Origin of the sequence: Victivallis lenta (assembly GCF_009695545.1) — a bacterium.
Lineage (GTDB): Bacteria > Verrucomicrobiota > Lentisphaeria > Victivallales > Victivallaceae > Victivallis > Victivallis lenta.
In genome coordinates this window covers 34,774-57,229 of sequence record NZ_VUNS01000023.1, presented here as the reverse complement: position 1 = coordinate 57,229, position 22,456 = coordinate 34,774, and the positions used below count along the sequence as shown (strand labels likewise).

Sequence of the window (22,456 nt, the reverse complement as noted above, 5' to 3'; positions counted from 1 at the left end):
TTTCAGGAACGGTAGACGAATTCGCCGCCGGTCACGGTGAAGATGATTCCGGCCGCCGGCGTGTGCGGATTCGAAAAATCGGCGGTTCCGTCCACTTCGTCCGGGTCGAATGCCGCGAGATCGGCGCAGAGCCCGGGCCGGACCAGCCCCCGGTCCGCGAGTTGAAAGGTTTCGGCCGCGAGCCCGGTCATCTGCCGCACCGCCGCTTCGATCGGAGAGCCTGTGTCGAGCCGGAGCCGCAGGAACCGCGCCGCGCTGCCGAAGCCGCGCGGGTGACAGCGCCCGATCGAATCGTCGGCCGGACGCGCATTTTCGTCGCTGCCCATCATGCAGAACGGCAGACCGAGAATCCGCCGCATATTCTCCGGCGACATGCCGCGGAAGGCGGCGGTCGTCCCGGCGGCGTCCTCCGCCAGCAGTTCGACCGCGAATTCGGCGGGCGTCCTGCCGGCGCGTTCCGCGAGCGCCGCGATGGTCTGCCCGGCGTGGTTTCGTCCGGCGGAACTCCGGGTCGAGACGAGCGTGACGGTTTTCCAGTAGGCGGCGGGGCGGGAGGCGGCGAGCTCCAGAGCGAGCTTTTCGCGCTCCTCCGTGCTGCGCAGCAGCCGCGAAAGCGCGGAGTCGTCGAGGTCGCCGGCCTTGCCCGGCAGGATTACGCTGAGCTGCGTCATCGATTCGGTGTACGGGTAGCGGTCGACGGTGACGGCGATTCCGCCTTTTTGCGCTTCTTCCAGCAGTTCGAGCGCGGCGTCGAGTTTCTCCCAGTTCGCGGCTCCGGCGGTTTTGAAGTGGCTGATGTGAAGCCGCCTGAGGCCCGCCTCCCGGGCGCAGTCGATCGTTTCTCCGAGAGCCTCCAGCAGTTCGTTCCCCTCGCTCCGGAGGTGGGTCGCATAAGGCCGGTCGCGCCGGGCGGCGACGCGCATGAGTTCGACGATTTCTCCGGGCGGAGCGAATTTGCCCGGCACATAGAGCAGCCCGCTCGACAGTCCGGCTGCGCCGGCGGCGAGCTCGGCGTCGAGCAGCGTTTTCATCTCTTCGAGCTGTGCGGAAGTGAGGGTTTCGGTTTCGTAGCCGGCCACGGCGGCGCGGAGCGTGTTGTGTCCGGCGAGCGCTTCGGCGCGGAGCTTCGGGGCACGGGCCGACAGCGCGGCGCGCCACCCCCGGAAGTCGGACCAGTCGAGTGTCACGCCGTACTGCGCCCAGAGCTCCTGCAGGTGTTCGCGGTTGCGGCCGGTCAGAGGAAAGGCGGAAAGTCCGCAGTTCCCCATGATCTCGGTCGTGATCCCCTGCGAAATCTTGCCGAATCCCTCCGGCCGGGCCGGGAGCGCGAGGTCCGAGTGGCCGTGGACGTCGATGAATCCGGGCGCGAGGATTCTGCCGCCGAGTTCGACGGTCCGTTCCGCCGCGGAGCGCGGCAGATCCGGCTCGACGGCGAGGATTTTCCCGTCGCCGGCCAGTACCGCGGAACGGCGGAGCGGCGCGCCGCTTCCGTCGGCCAGCCAGAGATCGCGGAACAGCGTCCTCATGGTTTCAGAATCCCGTAGACGCGGAAGAACTCCGAAACGCTCCACGCCTGCGCCGCGCAGCCGCCGGCCCGGTGCGGATAGTCGCCGTCCGCCACCTCCGGCAGCTGCCCCGGCACTCCGGTTTCGAAGTAATGCGCCGAAGACAGCAGCAGGGAGAACGCGCGCTGCCGCACCGGTTCGCCGCCGACCAGGTAGAGCGCCTCGCAATAGGCCGGGAACGGCCAGCACCAGACGGTGCCGTTGTGGTAAGCGACCTTGCGGGAGGTGTCCTCGGGGCCGCGGTAGGAGCCGCGGTACGGACGCTCCGGATCATTCAGCAGCCTGCCGTCGCGCTCGACCGGCAGCCGGTACTGCACCGGCCGGTCGGCGAGGCTGCGGATGCCGCCCGGCACGAGCAGTTCTTCGGCGGAGGCGAGTATGCCGCGCCGGCGGACCGGGTCCTTCACGGCTCCGAGCGTCACGGCGAGCAGCTGGTTCGGCCGGTTGTGGTCGTCAGGAACGGCGTCGCGCGCCGGGACGCCGCGTCCGGCGTGCAGACAGTCGCTGCAGAAGAGCGGGCCGGCGGCGGAACGGAAATAGAGCTCTTCGATGCTTGCTGCGACCCGGGCGGCGAGCGCCTGATATTCGGGTTCCTCCCGCCCGAGGAATTCAAGCGACGCATACCAGAGCGCCTGAATCTCGATCGGATAGCCTTCGCGCGGAGTTCCGGCCGGAAAATTCGTATCCATCCAGGTGAAGTGCGGCGGGCTGAAGATCAGGCCGGATTCTTCGTCCATGACGATGCCGTTCGGCGTTCCGGCCCGGTAATGTTCGACGATCGACCGGAGCACGTCGCGCAGCTTGCGCCCGCCGCAGGAGGCGTCGAGAATCCGGTTCGAATGGTGTTCCGTATAGTCGCGTGCCGCCACGATGAGGTAGAGCGGCGCGTCGCTCGTGTCGCGGTTCCGGTCGTCGAGGCCGCGGATCACATTCGGGATCGTGCCGTCTTTTTCGAAGCAGGCGAACTGGCGGATGATCGCCGCGGCCTCCGTCTCGAATTCCCCTTTGACGAGCCCGCGCAGCGCGATCAGCGTGTCGCGCCCCCAGTCGAGGAACCAGGGGTAGCCGGCGATGATCGTGTTTTCGCGGTCGCGCTTCACGATGAACCGCCGCATGGCCGGTGCGAAGAGCGCGGCCGGATTCACCTCCGCCGGGATGCAGTCGTCGCAGCCGGGCGGAAACTTCGCGCTCCCGGGCGCGGTCCCGGACGGGCGGATTTCGGCGGTGAGCCCGGCGCTGCCGCCGCCGGCGAGGTCGATCTCGATATAGCCGGGGCTGAAGAGATCGGTCTTATCCTCGAGCCCGTAATAACGTTCGGCGGGCAGGTCCACCAGATAATACCACTCCGGTTCGCGGTGGAAGGCGCCGTTTTCGATTTTCACCTCAAGCGTGCGGTCGGACGGGGTGAATTCAAAGCCGCTCCCGGTTTCCCGGACAGATTCCGGGAAGCGCTTTTCGGGACCCGTGTAGGCTTTGGTCAGCTCGTGGTTGATGCGGTCCTCGAGGTCGGGCCGCAGGATCAGCCGCACCGGGGTCGCGTCGCCGAGTTCGCCCGGTTCACCCTCCGGATCGGCGGCCGGCCGGTGGAAGCGGAAGCGGACCGCATCGCCTTTTTCGGCTCCGGCGAAGTCGACGACGAGCCGCACACGGCAGCCCTGGCCGGCCGGGACCGAGAAGACCCAGCGCGCCCGGTTGTCCGGCATGGCGGAGAAAGAAGCGATCGAACGCAGGTCGAGCGGCTGCGAATAACCGTTGACCTGAAGCCAGCCGCGCAGCCGCGTGAACATCGTGCGGCGGTCGACCGGATAGTCCGGATTCACGTTTGCGGAGAGAATCGCTTCGTACTTGCTTGCGATTTCGCCCCAGGCGGCGCGGAAGAAGCTCATGCCTCCGAGGTTGTTCGCCGCGAAGGCGAGCAGCTCGCCGTTCCGGATTTCCGTGCCGGAATTCGACAGGCGGATGCGGCAGCGCGCACCGGGCGGCAGCTGCAGCAGGTGGCCGTCCGTCCTCCGGACCTTCCCGTCCGGGCCGAAGCTGCAGATCTGAATTCCGAGGTCGCGGCCGTGCGAAGCCGTGTTTTCGGGCAGCACGGCGAGAACGATGTCGCGGCCGTCTTCCGCCGTCAGGCTGCTGCCGGTGAACACGGCCCTGCCGTCAGCGAAAACGGTCAGGCGGAAGCGGTTTTCGCACTCGGCCAGCAGGATGTCGCCGGGCGGAATCATGACATGCCGCGTCGCGTCGCATTCGGTCCGGTAGTGGGTCACCGGCGGCAGAACGGTTTCGGCAAGCGACGCGCAGAAACCTTCGGGGTCGGCCAGCATGGCGGCGCCGGCGCCGGCTTTTCCGGCGGTCAGCCCGGCGAGCTTGATCTGGACGGACATCGCCATCGCCTCGGCGCGCTGGCGGCGCGTCCGCTCCGGTTCGTATCCGGGGGGAGCTGCGGCGATCCGGTAGTTGTCGAATCCGATGCAGAGTGCGCCGCCCGGCTCAAGTTCGTGCGAAAACAGCGGGCCGCTGCGCAGGAAGCGGACCGGCTGTTCGGTCAGCAGCTCGGTGCCGCCGTCCGGCGTCAGGTCGCTTTTCCAGCTCACGCTCGACGGATGATCGCAGTCGAGGTTCAGCAGCGCGAGGATCACGTTCCCGTCGGGCGCAGTGCGGCGGACGGCCAGCACGTTGCCGGGCCCCTCCTGGATCAGCTCGACCTGCGCGTAGGCCTGAAAGGCGGCATGGTCGGCGAGCAGCGTATTGAGCTTGCGGATCAGTTCGACGAGGTTCGGTTCCGCTCCCCAGTTCAGCGCGGCGTTGCCGTGCACGTCGATCTTCTCGGTGGCGTAGAATTCCGCTCCGTTCGCAAAGCCGAGCGCGCCGTCTTCGGAGAGCATTGCGGCAACCATGAACCGGAGCTTCGCATAGGTTTTTCCCGAAGCGGCGAGCCGGGCGTTGTCATGGGTTTCGGCGAAGTTGACGAGCGTCCCGCAGGTCTGGCTGCAGCGGTCGACATACGGAAAATAGCGCGTGATCTCGTCGCGGGTATAGTTCTGGAAGAGTTCGGAGTATCCCCAGTTGAGACCGGCCCGGCCGAGCAGGTCCTCCTGCACCTTCAGCGGACCGCCGAGTCCCTCCAGCAGAAAGACCGTGTCCGGATATTCGCTGCGGACCTTCGGGACGATGTACTCCCACGCCTCGGCCGGCAGCATGTAGCCCGCGTCGCAGCGGAAGCCGTCAACCCGCCGCCGGCACCAGAACAGGAAAACCTTGGCCATGAGCCGGTGCACCTTCGGCTCCCTGTAGTTCAGCTTGCAGAGGTCGGACCAGGTGACGCCCCACGCGCCGGGACTCACGAAGGTTCCGTCCGGCTGGCGCACAAAGTAATCCGGATGCTCCATCTGCAGCTTCGACGCCCAGCCGGTGTGATTGACCGGGATATCCATGAAGATGCGTCCGCCGCGGGCATGCACCTGATCGACGAGTTCGCCGAACTGCTCCATCGGCGTCGCTTTCGTGTCGAAATCGGCCAGCGCCGGGTCGATGCTGAAGTAGTCGAGCGCGGCGAACGGGCTGCCGTACCGGCCCATGCGCCCGTACTGCGTCGGCATCGGGTGAATCGGCAGCAGCTGCAGAATCCGGCAGCCGAGCCGGTCGAAAATATGGTCGAGCTTCGCGGCGAGCTGCCGGAACGTTCCCGAGGGCGGAATGACGGTGTAGTTTTCGGCGTCGAGTTTTTCGACCGTCTCCGGCGGCGGCTCCGAAACCGGCCTTGCGCAGTTCACGCCGAACTGCCGCACGAAGGCCGAATACATCGTGTTGCCGCAGACGCCGGCGGCGGCTTCGACCTTCAGCCGGAAGTTGCTGGAGTCGGGCCACTCGATGCCGGGGCGGCCGGCCGGCATGAAACAGCACTTCGCTTCGAAGACGCCGACCTCGACCAGCGGCAGCGTGAGTGAAAACGTGCCGTCCGAAACGGCTTCCATCTCAAGGTCGTGCCAGTCGAGCCCGAGCAGCGGGGCTCCGGTTTCGTTGTGGTCGATGAGCTCCTGCCTGCGGACTGCGGCGCGCCCGATGGTGCTTCGCAGGACGGCGCGCCCGGCCCGTCCTTCGAGTCCCGAAAGGGTGAAGGTGACCGTGTCTCCCGCGTAAAATATCGCCCGGTCCGGGCATATGCTCTGGTGCATGATATCCGTATCTTCCCCAAGTGCTTTGCATTGATTTCTTCTGGAGTAATATAACCCCGGAAATGAAAAAAAAAAGCAAGTTGCGTTTTTTGAACCTTTATTTTCCGGTGAAACGTGTTATTTTATCCTGTAAGTTATTTGTCTTGACAACAAGGAGTGCTGATGCATAAAACAGGGGGTGTTTTGTAATGAGCAGAAAATTTCTGCAGCTGTTGCTTGCTTTTGTTTTGTTCGCCGCCGGGCTGACGGTTTCGGCGGCTCCGGCGAAGGGAAATGAATACGGAGACAAGGAGCTCGCGCTGATCACCCGCATCATGGCGCAGCTTCTGTCGCGGAACCACTACCGGCAGCAGGCGCTCGACGCCGGGCTGTCGAAGCAGCTGTTCGACGAGTATCTCGATGAGCTCGACCCGGCGAAGATCTATTTCACGGAGGAGGATGTTGCGAAGTTCTCCGCCGACCGGGATTTGCTCTGCAGGCAGCTTCAATCCGGCGACAGCTCGTTTGCCTTCAAGGTTTACGACTGTTTCCGCACCCGGAACGGCGAGTTCCGCGCCTTCGCCGAAAAACGGCTGAAGGAGCCGTTTGATTTCACGCTCGACGAGAGCTTCATGCTCGACCGCACCAAGGCGCCGCGCGCGAAAGACCGCGCCGAGCTCGAAAAGCTCTGGTATCTGCGGCTGAAGAACGACGTCCTCGCCTACCGGCTCATGAACCGCGTGCAGGAGGAGGAGCGCGCGAAGCAGCCGGAAAAAGCCTCCGGCGAGGAGCGGGAAAACGCCGCCGCGGCGAAGTGGGAGATCCGGAATCCGGCGGAGAAGGTTCTGTCGCGCCTCCGCGACATCAACAACGATATCCAGCAGAAGGACCGCGTCGATATTCTCGGCATCTATCTGAACTCGCTCGCGCAGGTGTACGGTCCGCATTCGAACTTCTACCCGCCGAAGCAGGAGGAGGATTTCGAGATGTCGATGAACCTCTCGCTCTCCGGCATCGGCGCGACGCTGTCGAGCGACGGCGGCTACATCAAGATCGTCGCCCTGACGCCGGGCGGTCCCGCCGCGCGGGACGGGAGGCTGAAGGTCGAAGACCGCATCATCGCCGTCGCCCAGGAGAACGGCGAGCCGGTGGATGTGATCGACATGCCGCTGACCAAGGCGGTCCGCCTGATCCGCGGCCCCGAGAAGACGAAGGTCACTCTGACGATCCTGCCGGGTGAGAAGGGGCGCAGCGCGGTTCCCGAAACCGTCACCATCACCCGCGACAAGATCGTGCTCGTCGACAGTGAGGCGAAGGGGGAGGTCAGGACGGTCAAGGGGGCCGACGGCGTTGAGCGCAGGGTCGGCATCATCAATCTGCCCGGCTTCTACATGGATTTCGATGCGGCCATGAAAGGCGACCCGAATTTCAAGAGCTGCACCCGCGACGTCCGTCGCATTCTCGAGGATTTCAGGAAACAGAAGGTCGATGCGGTCGTGATGGACCTGCGGCGCAACGGCGGCGGCAGCCTGCCGGAGGCGATCACGCTGACCGGACTCTTCATTCCGTCCGGTCCGGTCGTGCAGATCCGCAGCCCGAACAAGCCGATTCAGGTCAAGGAGGATGACGACGGCGATCAGGCCTATGCCGGGCCGCTGGTTGTTCTGACCAGCAAGCTTTCCGCTTCGGCGGCCGAAATTTTCACTGCCGCGATCCGCGACAGCGAGCGCGGAGTCGTCGTCGGCGACAGCCGCACGTTCGGGAAGGGGACCGTGCTCGACGTGGTTCCGCTCGACCGTTATCTGAAGTTCATCGGCGAGGAGTTCCAGGCCGGTTCCGCCACCTATGAGACGGCGATGTTCTTCCGGACGTCGGGCGGTTCCGTGCAGCAGCTCGGCATTGCTTCGGATATCCGTCTGCCGTCGCTGACCGATCAGATGGAGATCGGCGAGATGTTCATGAACAACCACCTGCCGTGGGATTCGGTCAAACCGGTCAAGGCCGGCTCCTATACGCCGGACTTCGCGGCGAAGGTCGAAAAGCTCAGGGCGGCGTCGCAGGCGCGGGTCGCGGCGGACCCCGAATACAGCGCGTTCCGCAAGAAGCTTGAGATGTACAACAAGTACAAGGACAAAAAGAGCGTCTCCCTGAATGAAGAGGTGCGCTGGAAAGAGTACAAGGAGGAAAAGCAGCTTCAGGACGAGGCGGAGAAGATCTATCTGGACCGTACCGCCGACGGAAAGAAGAAGAACAGCGATCCGGTTCTCGACGAGGCCGTGAATATCGCCTCCGACTTCGCCGCGCTCAAGTAACGCTGCGGTTGACTGCAATCCCGAAAACCGTCTCCGGGGAACGGAGCGGCTTTCGGGATTTTTTTGTCTGTTTTGCGGTTTTTCGACGTTGATTTTCGTCCGGATCATTATAGATTGTCATAAATAATCGATATTGAAATGGGAGGATCGAGCTTGACAATGAGAGACCGGACTTTATATGTGACCGCGTTCTGCGCCGCCTGCGCCGGAACGCTTCTGACGCTGGGTATTGTGAAGGGATTTCCGGAGACGGCCGCGGCGGCTTCCCCGGTTCCGCCGGAGCCGGAGCCCGCCGCAGTATCGTTGAGCGGAGCGGCGGCGGAGCTGCAGGAGGAATTCGCCGGCGCCGTCGAGAAAGTGATGCCGGGTGTCGTGCTGATCACGTCGCAGAAGCGCGTGGGAGTGCTTTCGCCGATCGATTACTATCGGAGCCGGGTCGAGTACAAGGATGTCCCGAGCGGGCAGGGGTCCGGCTTTTTTGTCCGCGAGGACGGCTATATTCTGACCAATTTCCATGTCGTGCGCGACCAGGATTCGTTTTTCGTGACCACGAACGACGGGTCGGAGTTCGACGCGAAGGTGGTCGGGGTCGATCCCCCCTCCGACCTCGCATTGCTCAAGATCGACGGCGACCGGAAATTCGACGTGCTGAAGTTCGCCGATATCGACCGGGTGAAAATCGGCCATTGGGCGATTGCGATCGGTGCGCCGTTCAGCCTGTCGCGTACGGTTACGGTGGGGGTGGTTTCCGGCATGAAACGGCGCGGAGTCGGGGTAAATTTGCATGAGAGCTATATCCAGACCGATGCGTCGATCAACCCCGGCAATTCCGGCGGTCCGCTGCTGAATCTGGCGGGTGAGGTGATCGGGGTCAACGACTTCATCCTGTCGCCTTCGGGCGGCAGCATCGGCATCAGTTTCGCGATCAGCGCGGATCTGGCGAAGCACGTGGCGGAGGAGATGATCCGGCACGGACAGGTCAGGCGGCCGTGGCTCGGTGTTCTTTTCGAGCCGATTCCGCGTGAGGTCAGGACGCGGCTGAAGCTTGAATCCGGTGTGGCGGTCGCGCAGATCTACCGTGACTCTCCGGCGGCTCAGGTGCTGCAGCGCGGCGACGTGATTCTCGCCGTCGGCGGCGAACCGGTCAATGGTCCGGGGGATCTGCAGAGCCGGATTTTCTCCGCTGCGCCCGGGGATGAGGTGACGCTGCAGCTCCGCCGCTCCGGAGAAACGCGTGAGGTCAAGGTGAAACTTGAGCAGGCGCCGGCCAACTGGTTTCGTCGCGGAGCCGGAGGGCGGCAGGACATTTACGCGGTCCGGGACGCTCTCTGAAGCCGGTTGCCGGAGGATTTCGGGTGATTTTGCCGGAAAAATCGTAAAATATCCGATCTTTCCGGCAATTTGAGCTTGATTTTTCCGTAATCGGGGGTATATTCATAAAACGTAACCGATATGGTGGTTGTAGCTCAGTTGGTTAGAGCGCCTGGTTGTGGCCCAGGAGGTCGCCGGTTCAAGTCCGGTCTACCACCCCATTTTACAGCGCGGGGTAGAGCAGTGGCAGCTCGTCAGGCTCATAACCTGAAGGTCAATGGTTCGATTCCATTCCCCGCTACCATTGAAAGATTATGCCGGTCATGTGACCGGCTTTTTTGTATGTTATCTCTTTGTGCTGTTTCTGCGACTTTCCTTTTCCGAGAATGGGCCTTCTTTATTTTTAAATCATCCCATACAATTCTTGAATCAATTAAAAATTACTAAAAATCACTATCAAATCCATATAGACGCTTGCATTTTCCATAAAGTGCAATATTTTAGCAGTATAGTAGTGCGCTGAAATATGTTTTTATATGGATGAGCTGAGGTCATAATATGGAAGATCGGTAGAAAGCGCGGAATACCTTGGTGCTTGCCGCGAGACCATTTACAAATGGACCGAAGGCAAAGGCATGCCAGGCCGCCGTATCGGCCGTTACTGGAAGTTCAAGAAAGATGAGGCCGATGTCTGGGGCAAATCCGGTAAGGCCGGGGAATAATGCAGACTTCCCGGAAATGGATGAGCCGAGTGGACAAGAACTGTTCAGAGGCCAGGGCTGTTATTGAGAGAAAATACAAGGGCAATGATGCAGTTGATCAATCATAAACGACTCAAGGCGGGGGAACTGCTTTCAACAGGGTTGCCGCAGAATTCCTGTTTTTCTGTCATTACCGCATTGTTTTCCGTTCCTCTTGAGATGCTCGAAAATGTATTGCCGTCCATTGATAAACTGCGGATATCCTGGATCGTCTGGCGTTTGTCGGCGATTCGGATGAACGCAAATTGCGCAATCGTTTAACGTAGCAGTATACTGCTTCCGGACTTGGTTTAGTGAACCCTATCCGGCACGCTATGAGTACCGGTTTTGACGAACCGGAAAACATTGCGGAATTGAAAGAATGGTTCGACGCTATTTGGCACGACCGCCAGTGCATTCAGGATGCGATTATTAACTTATGAGAAATGACTAATGGCAAATAAAATTTTTGAATCCCATAATATTGATCTGGATTTTCTCTTGAAAGAGATCAAGCTCGGCCGGATTGGCTTGCCGGATTTGCAGAGGCCATTTGTATGGGCAAATGAAAAAGTAAGAAATTTATATGATTCCATGCTCAAAGGGTTCCCTATCGGGTATATTATGCTGTGGGAGTCCCCCGAAAACTATTCCAGCAAAATGGAAGATATCGGACTCAATGATAAAGAATTAAAATCGCCCAAAAGTCTTATTATTGATGGCCAGCAACGGTTAACGGCGCTAGTCGCAACCATGTATGGAATAAAAGTTAAAGATAAGAATTTCAAAGAACGCAATATCAAGATATGTTACAATCCGCTTCGTGAAGTTGATCGTTTTGAAAACTGGAGCGTAGCTTATGAACGCAATCCGGAGTGGATTTCCGATCTCAGCGTTGTATTTCTGGCCAAAGAGCAAAATACGCTGTCCAGACTCCGCAGGGCTTATATTAAGCGACTGAATGAAAGTTATGAAAAAAATAATCTTCCAATCTTAACCGATGAACAAGAGGATCTCATCGAAAACCGATTGAATGAATTATTGGGATTGGAAAAATATCCGGTTCCTGTATTGGATATTTATCGTTCCGCAAGTGAAGAAGAGGTTGCGGAAATTTTTGTTCGGGTGAATTCCGGGGGCCAGAAGCTGAATGAAAACGACTTCATTCTTACTCTGCTCTCTGTGTATGCCAAAGAAGATCGGGACAAAATTGATTCCTTCTGTGAAAAGTCTCATATTCCAGCCGCTGGAACATCTTATAACAACCTTTTAATCGTTGAACCGGTACATTTGGTTCGTATGATTGTTGGAGTCGGATTTAAGCGCGCCCGCTTGAGATACGCATATATGTTATTGCGAGGAAAAGATTTGGATTCAGGCATTGTTACCGAAGAGCGGCGTAACGAAAATCTTGCTGTATTCGGCGCGGCATTGTCAACTGTCATCGATTTGAATAATTGGCATGCTTTTTTGAATATTATTGCACAAGGCGGATATGTCAGCAGTAAATTGATTGCAGCCGATAACTCAATTGTATTTAGTTATATTCTCTATTTAATTGCCAAATATGAATTCCATCTTGAAAATCAGAAGTTAAGCTCTTTGTTCAGAAGATGGTTTTTTATGGTAAGCGTTACCTCATATTTCAGTTCGTCAGTAGAGACAGATGCTGAAAAATTATTTGCTGATATGAAAACTTTAAAAAACGCAGACGAGCTGGCGGCTTACCTGAGTTCTGTGATTGATTCCCGCCTGACGGAAGATTACTTTGCAATCACTTTGCCGAAAGATTTGGAGTCGTCGGCAGCGATTTCACCTCATTGGTATGCATATTTGGCTTCTCAAAATATTTTAAATATTCCTATGTTGTTCAGCACAAGTCATCTTGCAATGTTTTTACTTCCAGGAGCCCACGGCAACAAAAATGCTGTCGACAAGCATCATATTTTTCCAAAGAATTATTTGACATCTATTGGTATTGATTCAGATCGCGAACGTAATCAAATTGCAAACTATACCTATTTAGACTATCAGACCAATATTGCTATTTCCGACCGTCCACCGGCAGATTATATCAATGAGTTCATTCAAAAACTTGGCGAAGATAACTTTAAGTTGATGTGCGAAAACCATGCTTTGCCGCAGGGGTTCGATACAATGGAGTATAATGAATTCTTAAAAGAACGTCGAGTTCTGATGGCAAAGCTTATTCAGAAAGCATATAAAAGACTATGTCAAGGCTAATTGTATTTTTGATTGAGAGGAAGATATGATAAAAGCTTTGTAATCTTCGGTATCGCGTTTTTGATCGCATGGATATTCAAGCAACCGGCGGTCAAAGGTAAAATACGATTATTTCCGGCTGTATCAGCAATATATTTCAAAATAAAAAAGCTCACGCTGCTCATGTGAAGGAAATTATCGAAAAAAGAACTGCCTGTCGAACCGAATTTGTCCGGAGTGTGGTGCAGGCAGGAGCTGCCGGCCGGCGAAAAGTGGCGCGAATGCCGGCAAATACTTCAGGGGAAGATCCAACTACCCGAAGGACCGCGGAATCGTGAACGAATAAGGACGAATACCAGTGAATCGATATTTCTACGCAGATAGCATAACGAATTTTGTCGGGAGTTCCGAGAATGAGATTCTCGGGGCTTTGGCGGCGGAAAATTCGTTTGATCTCGTGGATTTGCAACGCAATGCGTGGCAATTTGAGATTCAGATGCTCAAAGAGATTCTGCGAAACAAGGCCGATGGACAGATTCTTTTTGAATATTCCATTCCACGACTGGGGAAGCGTATTGATGTGGTTCTTTTGTTTCAGGGTATTGTTTTTGCGCTGGAATTCAAGGTCGGAGCGGAGGTCTATTACCGGCAGGATTCCGAGCAGGTTTGGGATTATGCGCTCGATTTGAAAAACTTCCATGAGGCCAGTCGGGACTTGACCATTGTTCCCGTATTGATCGCCACTGAAGCGCCGGATTCCTCTGCAACGCAGGAATTTTGTCTTTATGATGATCATGTGTTTGAGCCGATTCTCTGCAATGCCGGCGGTCTTCGTGAGGTGATTGCCAAAATCACACAGGAACATGGCAAGCACGCCGATTTGAGTCGTTGGGGGTATAGTCGCTACATGCCGACGCCGACCATCATTCAGGCGGCAAGCTCCTTGTATTTGAATCATTCCGTCGAGGATATTACTCGCAGCGAAGCTTCCGGCGAGAATTTACAGCGTACCAGCGAATTTGTCATGCGCGTGATTGAACACTCGCAGGCCAATCACGAGAAATCCATCTGTTTTGTTACCGGCGTTCCCGGCGCGGGAAAAACACTGGTCGGGTTGAATATCGCGGTTCGGCAGTTTGAGAAAAAGAGCCTTGCAGTATATCTCTCCGGCAATCAGCCGCTGGTTTCGGTGTTGAGCGAAGCCCTGGCGCGCGACAAGAAGCGGCAGGAAGAGGAACGTAATCCGGGCGTTCGTTACAATCTCACCACGGCTCGGCGCGATGTCAAATCCTTTATTCAAATCGTGCATCATTACCGTAACGAGACATTGAACAAGCTCAAGAAGCCGATTCGCGACGGGGTATTGGAAATTGATCCGGCGAAAGTCACCAAGCATCAGGATGATGGATATTCCGAAGTCGAGCATGTGGCGATTTTTGACGAAGCACAGCGGGCATGGACCAAACAACAGTTGGCAAATTGGCTGAGCCGCAAACAAGGCATTCATGATTTCCCGATGTCAGAACCGGAGTTTTTGATCTGGTCGCTGAATTTGCGTGAAGACTGGGGCGTTATCGTTTGTCTGGTCGGCGGCGGACAGGAAATCAATACAGGGGAGGCAGGAATCGGCGAGTGGTTGCGGGCGATCAATGCGAACTTTCCCAACTGGAATGTGTTTATCTCCGATGAGTTGACCGGCAAAGAGTATGCCGAGGGCGAATTGGAAGATTTGTTGCAAGCCAATTCCAGATTGGAACGCAGCAGCGATTTACATTTGGCGGTCTCAATGCGTTCCTTCCGGGCGGAACAACTTTCGAATTTTGTTCATTTTCTGTTGGAAGGCGATATTCCCGAAGCACAAGAACGGTTTCGGATGCTGGAAGGAAAATATCCGATTGTGCTGACCCGTTCGCTGGATCAGGCCAAAGCATGGCTGCGGCGGCAGAAACGCGGCACGGAGCGCTACGGCATGGTGGTTTCGTCACAGGCCCAACGCTTGCGGCCGCTGGCGATCGACGTGCGATGTAAACCCGATACCGTGCATTGGTTCCTGGATGATATTACGGATATTCGTTCGTCGCTTTTCCTGGAGGATGCCGCTTCGGAATTTGATGTGCAGGGATTGGAACTCGACTGGACGTGTTTGGTTTGGGATGGCGATTTGCGTTGGCAGGGAACGAGATGGGGTAATTATTCTTTTACTGGAAACAAGTGGCAGAATATCCGCGCGCCGGAACGCAAAGCCTATCAGATCAACGCGTATCGCGTGCTTTTGACGCGAGCGCGTCAAGGCATGGTGCTCTGCATTCCCGAAGGCAATCCCGATGACGCCACCCGTCTGCCGGAGTTTTACGACGGGACGTATCAATACCTGAAACAAATAGGCATTGAAGAGATATGATGCCGAAACAGTACGGGTACAATGAGGAGCCGGTTTGAAATTTACCCCTGCCGAAAAAGGAAACGTGCCAATTCCCGCCGATGCCGTCGCCCGCTTCGAGTGTCGTTTCGCCGAGGCATGACTTGTGCCCCCTTTCCGGCTTGAGTTTTCCCGATCTTTCTTCTCCGGCTTGAGACCTGAATCAAACCTCTTTTTTGCGGGCAAGACGGCATTTTTCGATTTCCTTGATCACTTGCCTGAGTGATTGATACTTTGCCGCGACTGAACGGATGTTCCATTTCTGACGGGCCATTTGAATTCGACAATCGAGATGGCCCGGCTGCTTCCGGCGGGTTCCGCTTCTTCGGCGGATGCGCCGCCGCAGAGTTTCATTTTCAGGCTCCGGCGCCTTTGACCAGCAGCGGAGCGATCGTCACGCCGAATTTCCGCACCCGGTAGTCGCGCGTGAAACGGTCGCCTTCGGTACGCCACGCCTCCGGTCCGATCCACGGAACCGGCCAGGAAAGGTGGAGGGCGCCGAAGCTGTTGACGCGGCTGCCGTAGACGGTGATTGCCAGCGTATGCTCCCCGGCGGCAAGCGTTCCGAGTTCGCACTGGAACGGGGCGAACGCCACCGATTGTTCCTCGCCGCCGTCGACCGATACGCCGATCACCGTCGCCCGGAAACCGGCGAAGTCACATTCGCGCGCCGCATCGTTGTTGCGGAGTCCCTCCGCCAGCCGGGTGCCGCGCGAAGGAAAGCGCAGAGCCGTCGCGCCGGCTTCCGCCAGCGTGAACTTGCAGTGATAGGTCAGGTTTCCGGAGTAGAACGGCAACCCCTGCGGGGCGACGTCTCCCCAGTGCAGGGTACGCGCCGGCGCTGTGAGCCGCATCCGGTCGCCGCCGAGTTCCACTCCGAAATCACCGAGCAGATAGATTCGTTCGATATCGGTATCAAGACGGTAATCGCGGCGCAGAATCAAGGTGTGGATTCCCGCCGTCAATTCAGGCAGCGTGGTTTTCCGGACCGAGCGGTCAGTCCAGAATCCGGCGTCCGCAAAGGTCAGCGGCTGACCGTCAAGCTCCAGTTCGGTGTTTTCAGGCTGTTCCAGCGCGAGCATTGTACCGGTTACCGGGACTGCACATTCGATCGGGTAACGCAGTTCCAGACGGCCGTACGTCTTGCCGTCCGGCGGGTTGACCCACGGCTGGACGATCTGGCCGCTCTTCGGCCGCAGACCGAATCTGGCCCGGACAAGATTGTCGAGCCGCAGAATCTCTTCCGCCGGCTCCCAGTTGCCGTCATCGGTGCGCCATTGCGCCTGATCGAGCACCAGTACGTTCGGTTCGTCCAGCGTGACCGGCAGCGCGAAACCGTTCAGACGACCGAGAATCCGCGCCTCCACCTCCGCATCGGCATAAGGAGGCCGCAGCAACTCTCCTCCGACGCTCGCCGCGGCCGGAGTCAGACGCAGCAGCAAATGGCCGTGCGCATAGAAATCGTATTCCAATACCGTCCAGCCGTGTTCATGAGCGGCGGCCAGCGGCTTCTGTTCGCCGGTGGCGGTATCGAGAAACTCCAGCTGCCAGCTGCCGCGAATGCGCACCCGCCCGGTGAACGTCTCGCCGAAACGTTCGGTGTTGACCAGAAGAAGGAAACGTTCGTTTCCGGCATCGCGCAACTGATAAAGCAGTGAGGACGCGGGAAAACCGTCATCGCTGCGCACGACTTCGACATCGCGGCGCTCCCGGAGCGCTTCGAGCAGCGCCGCTTCCGAGAAATCGATCCGGCGGCAGCGGGCGGCCAGCCGGGCGGCGCGGTCGCAAAGCACTGCGTCGCAGCAGACGGGAATCCGGCCGGCGAAGATCAGGTCGCCTCCGGCGTCGGCAAACGCCTCGAGCCGGTCGAGGGTCGTGCCGCGCAGCGTGATCGCCGGCGGGACGACGACGGTTTCATAGCTCATCTGTCCGACTTTGAAAGCGGCGCCGGATTCCATGAGGTTCTGCGTCGGCAGCAGCGACTCCGCGATGAAGTCGAAATCGATCAGCCCGTGAAGCACCCAGCGGCACAGCGAACTGAAATCCTGCTCGGCCTGACGGCGGGCGCCGGCGGTCTGATCCTGCGGGCCGTAGACCAGCCAATAAGATTCGACCGGGTGAATCACTCCGACGCGGCAGAGGGCGCGGCCGCGGCTCATTGCGGTGTTGACGCGCGCGAAGTGATCGGCGATCACCGGATACTTCCGCCACCACGGCGACTGCTCGCTGATGGAGGCGGGATAGTCGCGCTTTGCCTCACCTGCCATCGACAGCCATGCCAGGTGGGGAACCCGGACGGTGACACCGAGCGCGGCCTGCCAGTCGCCGTGGCCCTTGTGACCGGAAAAGTTGAAGTCCCAGTCGGTCACGCCGTCCAGTTCGCAGAGAACCCCGCCGCAGCCGTATTGACGGGAAGCGCTGGCCGCCTGCTTGACGGTGGAAAGTTCGACCCAGTCGCAGAGCATGTCAACCCCGGGCAGCTGGAATGAGCGGTAACTGCGCATCACATCGCCGAGGACGGCGGTCTGCGATTCCAGCCTCGGTTCCTCCAGCAGGTGTCCGGAGAAACGGATGCCGTGGCGTTCACACCAGTTGCCGACGGTATCGGCGAACGCCGAAGCGAACCGCTCCGCAATATGATCGTGATACCGGTAGCGGGCGGCCGACCAGGCGCCGTCGGCCCGTTCCCAGACCAGTTCCGGCAGGGTGTCGAAGAATTCGGCGCCGTATTCACGGCGGTAGGTTTCGGGCAGGTCATCGGTATAGGGGAGCTGGACATCGCGCCGTTCGGCGGCAAACCGCAGCACGGTTTTATGGGTGAAGTGCGGTTCGTCGGTAAAGATCGCGGGGATCGATTTGCCGAACTCGTCACCGACCGCCTTGAAATAAGCCTCGTAGGTCAGTTCGACGAACCGGCGGATCGCACGCGGATTGAGGGTATCGACGTAAGCCTGGTCATTGAACCAGGAATTGCGTGATTCGACGATCAAATAAGCGTAGAACCGTTCGAAGCCGGGCGCGGCGGGATCCCCGTCGGCAAGCAGCCGGTAATCCGCCAGCCGGTGTTCCTGATCGAAACGGATCGCATAGACGGCGAGAAGCTTCCCGGAACCATCGTTGGCGGGGTCGGGCGCTTCGGTCCGGCGGGTGGAGGTCAGGAGCAGGTGGCGGGCGCGGAATGCTGGATCGCGGGTGACGAGTCCGCCGGCTGCGCCGGAGGGAAAGCGGTCCTCATCGTAAAGCCAGGCGAGCATCGATCCGGCCCTGGCATCGTCGACGCACTGCCGGACCAGCTTCATGAATTCGGGGCCGAGGTACGGAGTCCCCAGGCCGGTGCGGGCGTGCATGTGAAATCCGCCCATGCCCATCTGGTGGAAGATTCCGATCTGACGATGAAGCTCCTCGCCGTCGAGACGGCAGTTCCAGGCCCAGAAAGGGGTGTCGCGGTAGAGGGCTCCGGGGTTGGCGAAGAGCCGGGAAAAGGAGACATCCTGATCGTCAGAGTATAAATGTTTCATCATTCCTCTCAATGTTCGGTTGTTTATTGCGCAGATTGCTGCCGGTAACCGTTTGAGCGAAAAAATTCCCGGAGAAGGACAAATCCTGTTCCGCACCGGGAATTTTGCGCTGCGGTCAGCGGGTCAGCAGATAGACCATCACGCCACCCGGACGCGAAGCGGTGTCCGCCGTGAAACGGAGCCTGCCGTCTTCATAAGCCGCCGGAACGCTGCCGTTCGGGGAGCCGTCGAGCTTCAGCGCCTCGACCTTCATCTTCGGCAGAGAGAGTTCGACGTCGGCCCGGCACTTTTCGAGCAGGATCGGCAGCTGCCCCCAGCTTTCGAGCAGGCTGCGGCGCTCATTCGAAAACTTCAGCCTGGTCGCGCCGAGGTTCGGCATCTGAACGAACAGAAGCCTGCCGCTTTCGGTCAGCGGTTTGCCGTCGAGCGACAGCAACGCGGCCGTCTGGTAACGGTCGGCGCCGGAAAGTCTCATCACTTTGCCGGACAGATTGCCGGAGAAGGTCATCACTTCGCACTGCGGAGCGACGATCTTCAGCGTCTTCGCCTTCGAATCGAGCGTGATCTGTCCGCCGGCGCTCGTGATGACTCCGGTTTTTTCGAGTTTGTCGAGGGCGGCGCGGGCAGCGGCGGGAAGCCGCTTCTCCCAGTTGGCATTGAGCGCGTCGACCTTCTGCACACTGGGGAACGAGGCGGCGGGAGAGAGCGTTCCGATCCGGCCGTAGAGTCCGAGTTCGGTGAACGCCGCCGGATAATCGCCGTCATTTCCCGGAGGCCCCGCCAGCGAACGGAGCTGTTCCGGCGTGCAGCTGAAGGCGAAGGCCGGCCCGGCCGGACGGATGTAGCCGTGCATGAAAAGCAGACTGCTGATGCGTTCCGCCAGTTGCGCCTGCGGATCGTTGACGTGATCGAAGCCGCGCGGCACATCGACCGCTTTCATATAATCCCGACTGTGCGACCAGGCGAACCGGTAGAGGCCGTCCCAATCCTGCAGCCCGGCATAGCCGCCGATCAGCGGAGCCGCCTCGACCCGGTACGGATTCGGGTTGCTGAAATTGAATTCGGTAACCGTGTACGGTTTGCCGAAAATCCGTGCCGGCATCATGTACCGCGGTAGTTCCGCGCGATTTGCAATGCATGAATGATTGTTGAAACTATACGGCAACTGCCAGTCCCGCACCGGAAACGACGGCCCGTCCCAATACTGGTGATTGTCCACAAAGTCCAGATGCTCCCGTACTTCATTCATCGTGAAGTTGCTGAGCATATTGAGGTCGGTGATCAGCGCGGTCAGCTTCAGTTCTTCCTTCAGGAATCGTTTCTGCTCTTCGATGCTTCTGATCTGAAGGTCGTTCAGGAACTCGATGAAGAGGCCGCCGCGGGAGGCGCGGTTCTCCGGCGTGTCGAGCCCTTTCGTCTTCAAATACCCGACATATTTTTTCTCGAAAAGCGGAACAAGCGCAGAATTACTGTTCCAGCCGAGGATGAGCGGATTTTCATTCACGAGATTCAGCGAATAGAGCGCCGGGTCCTCCGCGTAGGTCAGACCGGTATACGGGTTACGGTGAGTCAGCAGCCGCCGGGCGAATTCCTTCCAGTTATCCATCGCCGATTCGCTGATCGGAATCAGGGTCTTCATCGCAAAACCATGCAAAGAGTATCCTTTGAACTCCTTCACATCTTTGTTTATATCAACGATACGGCTCGCGTAAAGGTCAAGGCAAAGATAAACACCATGTTTTTTGAGTTCCGCGAACAGATAGTCGAACTCATCGAGCGCCTTCGGGTTGAAAGTCAGCTCCGGGCGGAAATCGAGCAACTCGTTTTCGAAGTGGTGGAAACGGAGCGAGTTGTAGCCGAGCCGGGTCAGCTTCGCCACGAAATCATCGGCCAGTGCCTTGTCGAGACAATTCGATGAGCCGACCAGATTAGTGCCGAAGAACCGAATTCGTTTTTCCGGCGCGTCACGGAAGGCGAAATGACCGTCTTCGGTGACAATGACCGGACCGTACTTGCCGGCCGGTGCGTCGAGGTAGACCGAAAAATCGAGCGGAGAACCCGCTGCGGTATTGCCGTTGTATTCGACCGGCAGCCAATCCTTTCCCGCGACAAGATACGACGGAGTCTCGATCTGCCGGAGATTCAGCCTGCGGTCGCCGAGTGCGGCGCCGACGATCATCCAGACGGCGTTGGAACCGTCCGCCGCTTTGAAAGTCAGCCTGGACGGAGCAGTGCCGACCGAAAACTGCGACAGGTAAAGCCCGACGACAGACTCCTCCTTCTCCCCGGTCCAGGCGACGGCGCCGTTTTCAAAACTGCAGGGCGGCCACCAGTTGCCGACATCGCGGCCGGCATGCACCGTAATTTCCTTCGTTCTGCCGTCAGCATACTCCGCAATGATCGTGCCGATCGGCATCTGTGCCGGCGTCCAGGCCGAGGCGTGCAGCAAATACAGATACCGGAATTCCCCGCCGGCTCCGTCGAGCACAACACGTTTCTCCGCCGGGAACTTTTTCTGCCCGGATGAGAGCACAAGACAGGAACGTCCGCCGTTTCGTTCCGGATCGACAATGTCGAAATCGACACCGAAAGCCGAGAGTTTTCCGGGTTTCATCATACGCAGGTCGGTGGCCGGTCCCTGATCGGTCCAGCCGCCTTTCCCATCGTTGGGCGTCTCATCCCTGAACCCCATATTGAACGCCTCTTTGAGGTCGATCGGAGCGGTGCGCGGCGATTCGACCCGGATGCGCAAGTCGATGGAGGCCTCGCCGATTTTTCCGGAAACCGGAGTCGTTCCGAGCCTGAACTCATAATACCGGCTGCCCCATTTCCGGTTGTCCTGAATCTGCAGCAGGAAGTCGCCTTCGACGGCAACGGTCCTGTCGCCGCTGCCGAACCGGAGCGAACGAACCTTTCGGCTGAAAATGGAGACTCTCTCGAACTCCTTCGGCAATACAATCTTCTGGCCATCAGCCCAGACATCACCCGCTTCGAGGTCCGGCATGATCATGATCAGCGCGAGAGCCGCGGTATCCACCGGCGGAGCCGCCGTGAAACGGGCGGTATAGGCGATTCCGTTGTTTCCGGCCGCAACCGCCGAAATCGCGATACGGAAGCTGTTCCATTTGCCGGAAATCTCGACCCGGCCGGGACTGCGCCGAGGAAATCCGGCATCCGCCTTGAAATCGTCCGCCTGAAGAGTTTCACTGCGCCAGTCGGGGGCATACCGAGTCCAATGCAGTGCGAGTTTCCCGACGGTCAGGTTTCCGAGATCGTCGATGGAGGGGCTGGCCGGCAGCCGGTCGGCAGCCGCAGTTGCCACGGCCAGCAGCACCAGCAGCCAGGCGGTCAATTTCTTCATCATCATCCAAATTTTTCCTTCGTTCAATCTTATTCGGCTGCCCAGGCGATATCCTCTTTCGGGCAGGTGGTTTCTTCCAATTTTCCCTCGTTCGCCATTGATGCATGACCGTCTCCCCAGGCTGCGGAGAAACTCGTGCCGCTATGTCCTCGCCACGGAGCACTCGCCCAGCCGCAGGCAGTCTTCAGATAAAGTCTCGCCCAAGGCTCCCCCTGATCATTTCGTCCGTCGGCAAGAAACAGAAAGTTCGACGGCTGCTTTACCGGTTTGAAATTGATTGCAGAGTGGCTTGCATCGCGGATAATCCGGTAGGGACTGGCCGACGACTCGCCGTAATAGTTTCCATTGATCTTGGCCGCGCCCAGATAATTGGCGGGATAGGCGAACATATTGATCTTCCAGTCTTCCACTCCACCAGCAAGATTTCCCGCCGAGAAGTTGACATCAGGGCAATTGAGCGCCTTCCAGTCGCCGAGTCCGACAAAACCGGCTTTGAACAGGGCTCCTGCCCACTGTTCCCAGTCCCCCTCGCAAGTGATCGTGCCGTTGTAACTGTCGAGATACTGCTGCGTATAGAGCATCATCTGTTTAAGATTGCTGAGGCAGGTGGTTCCGCGCGCCTTCTGGCGCGCCCGGTTCAGCGCCGGCAGCAGCATCCCCGCCAGAATGGCGATGATCGCTATCACGACCAGCAATTCAATCAATGTGAAGTTGCGATACATAATACTGGATATGTGAAACAAAACAGCATTGCTGCCCGACCCAAAAAGCGTGGTATGCGCCATGCAGCGGATATGAACGCAACCCGCAGGAAATGAAAGCCCGGCACAGAGTAAGAAATGGGGGGCGGGGGAAA

The 22,456-nt window shown here is 58.5% G+C and carries 11 protein-coding genes, 2 tRNA genes and 1 pseudogene; 8 read left to right on the top strand and 6 right to left on the bottom strand.

Annotation, left to right across the window (positions count from 1 at the left end; genetic code table 11):
* Window positions 1-2: 2 nt before the first annotated feature.
* Together FYJ85_RS17270 and FYJ85_RS17265 are read right to left on the bottom strand one after the other, a co-directional pair.
* A complete protein-coding gene (locus tag FYJ85_RS17270; protein WP_154419764.1) occupies window positions 3-1,526 on the bottom strand; it encodes an N-acyl-D-amino-acid deacylase family protein in 1,524 nt (507 codons plus the stop codon).
* Window positions 1,523-5,737: an amylo-alpha-1,6-glucosidase gene (locus FYJ85_RS17265; protein ID WP_154419762.1), complete on the bottom strand. Its 4,215-nt coding sequence runs from the start codon at window positions 5,735-5,737 to the stop codon at window positions 1,523-1,525. Before FYJ85_RS17265 ends, FYJ85_RS17270 begins: the two co-directional genes overlap by 4 nt.
* 188 nt (window positions 5,738-5,925) lie before the next feature.
* Here FYJ85_RS17265 and FYJ85_RS17260 point away from each other — a divergent pair, with 188 nt between their 5' ends.
* The 8 genes and pseudogenes from FYJ85_RS17260 (at window position 5,926) to FYJ85_RS17225 (ending at window position 14,703) form a co-directional block, all read left to right on the top strand.
* Entirely contained in the window at window positions 5,926-8,028 is a 2,103-nt protein-coding gene (locus tag FYJ85_RS17260) for a carboxy terminal-processing peptidase (RefSeq protein WP_106052017.1), read from the top strand.
* A gap of 159 nt (window positions 8,029-8,187) precedes the next feature.
* Window positions 8,188-9,360: a S1C family serine protease gene (locus FYJ85_RS17255; protein ID WP_158703723.1), complete on the top strand. Its 1,173-nt coding sequence runs from the start codon at window positions 8,188-8,190 to the stop codon at window positions 9,358-9,360.
* Between the two features lie 123 nt (window positions 9,361-9,483).
* Window positions 9,484-9,560 (top strand) — tRNA-His (locus FYJ85_RS17250).
* Window positions 9,561-9,568: 8 nt separating this feature from the next.
* Window positions 9,569-9,643 (top strand) — tRNA-Met (locus tag FYJ85_RS17245).
* Between the two features lie 280 nt (window positions 9,644-9,923).
* Window positions 9,924-10,061 (top strand): annotated as a pseudogene (locus FYJ85_RS24110) (excisionase family DNA-binding protein); the annotation flags it as partial.
* Between the two features lie 84 nt (window positions 10,062-10,145).
* Window positions 10,146-10,361 carry a hypothetical protein gene (locus FYJ85_RS17235; RefSeq protein ID WP_154419760.1) on the top strand — a complete coding sequence of 72 codons (216 nt, stop codon included), beginning with the start codon at window positions 10,146-10,148 and terminating at the stop codon, window positions 10,359-10,361.
* Between the two features lie 171 nt (window positions 10,362-10,532).
* Window positions 10,533-12,323 carry a GmrSD restriction endonuclease domain-containing protein gene (locus FYJ85_RS17230; RefSeq protein ID WP_106051716.1) on the top strand — a complete coding sequence of 597 codons (1,791 nt, stop codon included), beginning with the start codon at window positions 10,533-10,535 and terminating at the stop codon, window positions 12,321-12,323.
* 337 nt (window positions 12,324-12,660) lie between these two features.
* Window positions 12,661-14,703, top strand: a complete 2,043-nt coding sequence (locus FYJ85_RS17225) for a DNA/RNA helicase domain-containing protein (RefSeq protein ID WP_106051715.1) — start codon at window positions 12,661-12,663, stop codon at window positions 14,701-14,703.
* A 228-nt stretch (window positions 14,704-14,931) separates the two neighbouring features.
* Here FYJ85_RS17225 and FYJ85_RS17220 read toward each other — a convergent pair whose 3' ends face one another.
* From FYJ85_RS17220 to FYJ85_RS17205, 4 genes are all read right to left on the bottom strand, one after another.
* The gene (locus tag FYJ85_RS17220) at window positions 14,932-15,075 is read right to left on the bottom strand and encodes a hypothetical protein (RefSeq protein ID WP_154419758.1); all 144 of its coding nucleotides are present in this window, start codon (window positions 15,073-15,075) and stop codon (window positions 14,932-14,934) included.
* A 2-nt stretch (window positions 15,076-15,077) separates the two neighbouring features.
* Window positions 15,078-18,242, bottom strand: a complete 3,165-nt coding sequence (locus tag FYJ85_RS17215; protein WP_154419756.1) for a hypothetical protein — start codon at window positions 18,240-18,242, stop codon at window positions 15,078-15,080.
* A 112-nt stretch (window positions 18,243-18,354) separates the two neighbouring features.
* Entirely contained in the window at window positions 18,355-21,606 is a 3,252-nt protein-coding gene (locus FYJ85_RS17210; RefSeq protein WP_154419754.1) for a hypothetical protein, read from the bottom strand.
* 23 nt (window positions 21,607-21,629) lie between these two features.
* On the bottom strand, window positions 21,630-22,385 hold the full coding sequence (locus FYJ85_RS17205; RefSeq protein ID WP_206213269.1) for a type II secretion system protein: 756 nt from the start codon (window positions 22,383-22,385) through the stop codon (window positions 21,630-21,632).
* Window positions 22,386-22,456 lie beyond the last annotated feature (71 nt).

Coding starts and splice junctions, on each gene's coding strand:
- FYJ85_RS17270 (WP_154419764.1), bottom strand. CDS start 1,526: ATGAGGACGCTGTTCCGCGATCTCTGGCTGGCCGACGGAAGCGGCGCG.
- FYJ85_RS17265 (WP_154419762.1), bottom strand. CDS start 5,737: ATGCACCAGAGCATATGCCCGGACCGGGCGATATTTTACGCGGGAGAC.
- FYJ85_RS17260 (WP_106052017.1), top strand. CDS start 5,926: ATGAGCAGAAAATTTCTGCAGCTGTTGCTTGCTTTTGTTTTGTTCGCC.
- FYJ85_RS17255 (WP_158703723.1), top strand. CDS start 8,188: ATGAGAGACCGGACTTTATATGTGACCGCGTTCTGCGCCGCCTGCGCC.
- FYJ85_RS17235 (WP_154419760.1), top strand. CDS start 10,146: ATGATGCAGTTGATCAATCATAAACGACTCAAGGCGGGGGAACTGCTT.
- FYJ85_RS17230 (WP_106051716.1), top strand. CDS start 10,533: ATGGCAAATAAAATTTTTGAATCCCATAATATTGATCTGGATTTTCTC.
- FYJ85_RS17220 (WP_154419758.1), bottom strand. CDS start 15,075: ATGAAACTCTGCGGCGGCGCATCCGCCGAAGAAGCGGAACCCGCCGGA.
- FYJ85_RS17215 (WP_154419756.1), bottom strand. CDS start 18,242: ATGATGAAACATTTATACTCTGACGATCAGGATGTCTCCTTTTCCCGG.
- FYJ85_RS17210 (WP_154419754.1), bottom strand. CDS start 21,606: ATGATGATGAAGAAATTGACCGCCTGGCTGCTGGTGCTGCTGGCCGTG.
- FYJ85_RS17205 (WP_206213269.1), bottom strand. CDS start 22,385: ATGGCGCATACCACGCTTTTTGGGTCGGGCAGCAATGCTGTTTTGTTT.